Genomic DNA, 4,402 nt, shown 5'->3' with positions numbered 1-4,402 from the left:
GCCCGCGACGGCATCGCTCCGCCAGCTGCCCCACCGGTGCCCCGGCTGCCGGATCTTGTCTGGGACGAGGATCGGCGCACGGCACACGGCAAAGCCCTCGCCGCACGGGATGGGGACCTTCCCCCGCTGTCCGACCGGCGCCGTGCGCTGGATCCGGATGACCCCTACGCCCAGTTCACCGACAACCTCGCCCACCAACTGCAGCAGCTCGAGAATCAGCCCGACGCACACGCGGCAGTGGCGAGAGCCGCCCAGTCGATGCGCGATGAGGTCACCGACCTTGCGACACGGGCCCGTGCCTACAGCACCGAGCGGCTGCGCACCGCGGAGCACGATCCGGCCGAGCTTCTCCAGCTCACCCTGGAACCCTCGCGGACCGACCCGTTCATCCGGGTCGCGATGAACGCCATCATGCACGCCATCGACACGGCCGAGGACGCGGTGACCGGCGCACGCGCGAAGCAGCGGGTGCGTGACGCGCTGACCGCCATCGTCTGCTCCTCCCCTCCGATCAACCCGCAGGGCGACAGTGCGCGTGACTTCGCCGATGTGCTGGTCGAGTTCGCGGCGGTGGCTTCCGATGAGCTGGACACGGTCGCCGAGCTGCTGGCAGGCCCCGCCCAGTGGGCGCACTTCGCTGACATGGCCGCGCGCGTAGAGGCCGCCACCGCCACTCCCGATCCGCACCCGCCCGCCCCCCGCTTAGCCAGCATCGACGAGGTCCGCGCACACCAGGTCGACCAGGCGGGGCGCCCCCTGCCCGACACGGGAGACGACCCAGCCGGGATCGACCGACATGAGCTGCGAGGCCGGGCCCGCTACGCCGGAGAGCTTGCGACCGATCCGAGCCTGGAAATCGTGCCGAGCGGACGCTTGCTGATCCACGGATCGGCGGGGCGGGGCTGGCATGTGGTCGCACCCGGCTCCGCTGACGCGATCGTGCCCTGGGAAGTAAAGTCGCGCCGCCACGCACTGCGCTACGCCGCGCTGCTGGAGCGCCTCACCGATGAGAACGGCACGGCATTCCCCTGGGATGACGACGACTTCCCCAGCGCCGAGCACCCCTACCGGCACCCGGGAGGCGACCTCTTCTACAACTGGATCACGAGCAACCAGACCCATGAATCCCTCGGCTTCCACCACCGGCTACGGACTCTGCGGGAGACGTCTGAGGCGTACGGGTGGATGGAAGACCTCGCCTCGTACCGGTTCTCGGAATTCGACTTCATCCACCCCACGAACCGGACGGACCTCCAGCCCGGCGACGAGGTGATGTTCACCTTCGATCAGGACGAGCTGGACTACGCGCCGGACGTGGCCGGCTACTTTCCGCCGCTCCGAGGCGGAAGCCAGGCCATCGGAACCGCCTTTGTCGGCGCGAGCGGTGAGCTGATCCCGGGCTTCTGGTGGCCGGAGGATCACCAGGACCAGGCCCAGCGACTCACCCACCCAGTCAAGTTGCGTGACGGCGTACGCCGGGCCCACCCCGGCGAGTACACCCTGCACGCCGGAATCACCGCCCATCTCCCCGAGCTCGCGGCCCACCAAGTCGACGCCACAACTGCAACCGCGACCAACGGCGTCGAACTCGCAGCCCCGCGCCTCCAACAACCGGGTGCACCAACCGCTCCCGAGGGCACGCCCGCAGAAGCCGCAGGCCGAGAGCGCGGCGCTGAACCGCTCGCACCGCAGGCATCGGCGCAGGAGGAGCCCGCCGAGCTCCCGAACACCCCGTCCACCGATCCCAGGCCGTCTGACGCGGTCCCGGTCCCGTTCGCCGCGCCCCCATCACAGGCCGAGGCCCGCACGGACGCCACGCCCGCCGAAACCGCGTCACCGGACGATGCGGGCACCGGCATGCCCCCGGATCCAAGCCAGGAACAGGGGGAGCTGTTCACTGTCCTCGAGCCGAACACGACGGCTGCGGCCGCCGAGCCCGACGCGCACCCCGGCGCCGCGGTCCCAGCGGGTCCTGCAGAGGGGGAGCCGAAGTTCCCCAAGCTCACCCAGGCAGCAAGCCGCGCCCTCTTCGACATCGCCCGAGGCGACATCACCGAGGCCAACGGCGTATTCATGAAGCGGACCCCCACCCGTTGCACCATCGCGAAGGCCCCGTCTCAGAAGGCCGTCACCGACCTCCTGGACCTCGGGCTGGCTGAACGTGTAGGCCAGCACCTTTCCTTGTCCGAGCGCGGCACCCGCTGGCTCTCCCACCACAACATCAAGCTGCCGGCTACCGGACTCAGGGACACCTCGACGCTCGACCCCGCAGTGCTTCCACCGATCGACTACACCCCCCTGGACCACCTTCCCGTCGCCGACGAGCAGCCGGAACACCTGCAGCCGCCCGCAGCGGGCCCTCTGCCCGCCAACTGGGACAGCCGATCCCGTGCGGCTACCGAGGCAGAGGTCCAAGCGACCAAGGACAAGGCAAGCGCGGCCCGGGCCAGAGCCGCCCAGTCCACCGCCCGTGACCTGGAAGAACTGGCAGCGGGCCCAGAGGACAACAACCGGCGGGTGTGGCGCAGCCAGTACCCGCTTGCCCAGTACGACGAGAATGCCGCCGCCGCACTGGAACGCCTCACCGACCCCGTCGCCCACGCCTACGCGACCCAGGCAGTGCACCAGTTGCGCGCCGCCATCGAGGCCGTGGGCCGCGCGGCGACAGCGGACTACGTGCAGCGCATCCGCGGTGCCGGAACCGACCCGATGGCCATGGACAAGGTCTGGCGCACCACCGCCGGAATCCAGGCCGATGACACCTATCGCCACCGCGTCCGGGGCATCGTCATCACCTATCTCGAGGCCATCGGTGCGCACGCCGAGGAGATCGGCCTCGACTGGCAGGCCATCGTCCACATCCTGGAGGACGCCGCAGGCTGGAAGGGCGGCATGCAGCCGCTCACCCTGCGTCATCAATACGCGCACGCGTACTTCCCCGAAGCCGAGGAGGTCGCTGATGCAGCCGGCTTCGTGGCACGGGCCCTGCACAAGTACACGCTGGGCGAGAGCGACGAGGTCGATGCCTGGGCCCATCTGCGGGACACCTGGCGGACCATCGAGCCCCGTCCCTCCGCGGTCGAAGCCTCTCCCACCGCCGCACACGGCGCCGGAAGGGCCGTCGACGCTCCGCCGGCGCAGGACGCGCCCACACCTGCCCCAGACCCCACCCCGCACGGGCCGGTTCGCTCCGCGCGGCGCTTTGAACGTGACTACCGGGTCGGCGAGTTCGTCGACTACACCGACGACGAGGGCCACACCGTCACGACCCGCGTGATCGGCGAGGGCCCCGATCCAATCCTGCGCGGTGAGGATGGCCACGAGGTCCGCGCTCTCTTCGCGTTCCGGCAGAGCCGTTTCGTGTCCGTACGCGAGGACGACGGATCCGCCCTGCCGCCTGCGGCCTGGACGGCCAATCTGCCCGACGGCCTCCGAGCCGTAGCGCCACGCCAGGTCAACCCCGGCGACGTGGTCCACGACTACCGCGAGAACGGGACGCTCGGGACGTCCCGGTTGGTCATCGAGGTCACGGAGGAGCACGGCAGGACGGTCCTGACGACCGTGGCACTGGAGAAGTTCTCCGGCCTCTGGCTCCACTACGACCACCGCGACGTTGTTGTCCTCGATCAGAGGGAACACGCACGCCGGCTCGCCGAAGCAGCACTGCGCAACGAGGAAGTCCGCGCCTTCGCCGAGGCGTTCACCATCTCGCTCGCGGATGTCCGCATCGCTCCCGCCACCGACGCCGAAGCGCGCCGCCTTCCCCAGGTACAGCAGGAGGCCCCCGATCAGCCTGCCGCAGCCTCAGACGCACCGGCTCCCGCAGCGGACGCACCCGGCGACCGGGCATCGGGACCAAACGCGTCGAAGGCGTCCAAGGGCCGGGCAGTGGTGGCTCACACCGCGGAGGGCGACGCCCCCGCCCCGCACGATGAGCGCCCGACTCCGGTCCGGGACATGTCGACACCCACCCCGCCCGGCGCCTTGGAGCAGACGGCTGGCGAGGCTGCGGCGACACAGCCTGCTGCCGCGCCCACAAGCCCGCGCGAGTCCATCGCCCCGCGCAAACAAGTTCCGGCTCCCGCGCCACAAGACGGCCCCAAGCCCGCCGGGCTCAGCGAGATACCAACCCCTTCGGGGCAGGAGGTCCGCACTGTGCCGACAGCCGACGACTCGGTCACGCCGCGCGGCGGCTCGCCGGAACCTGCCGCCCCGGCGAGCGAGAACGTGTCGATGCCCAACACAGCGGCTACACCACAGGAGGAGGGCAGCGTGGCGATCAGCGAACCGTCCGACGCGGACGCCGGTGGGCAACCGGCCGCCCCCGTCTCATCCCAAAATGCCGAAGTCCTGCTGGCCACACCGCCGGTGGAGCCCTACCCGGACGCGGACTCATACGCCG

Annotated in this window: 1 pseudogene; it reads left to right on the top strand. The window is 70.5% G+C overall.

Annotation, left to right across the window (positions count from 1 at the left end):
• Positions 1 to 36 precede the first annotated feature (36 nt).
• Positions 37 to 4,402, top strand: a pseudogene (locus ACWFR4_RS47130) (hypothetical protein); the annotation flags it as partial.

It is taken from the genome of Streptomyces sp. NPDC055140, from assembly GCF_053607285.1.
This window is presented reverse-complemented; position numbering and strand designations above follow the sequence as displayed.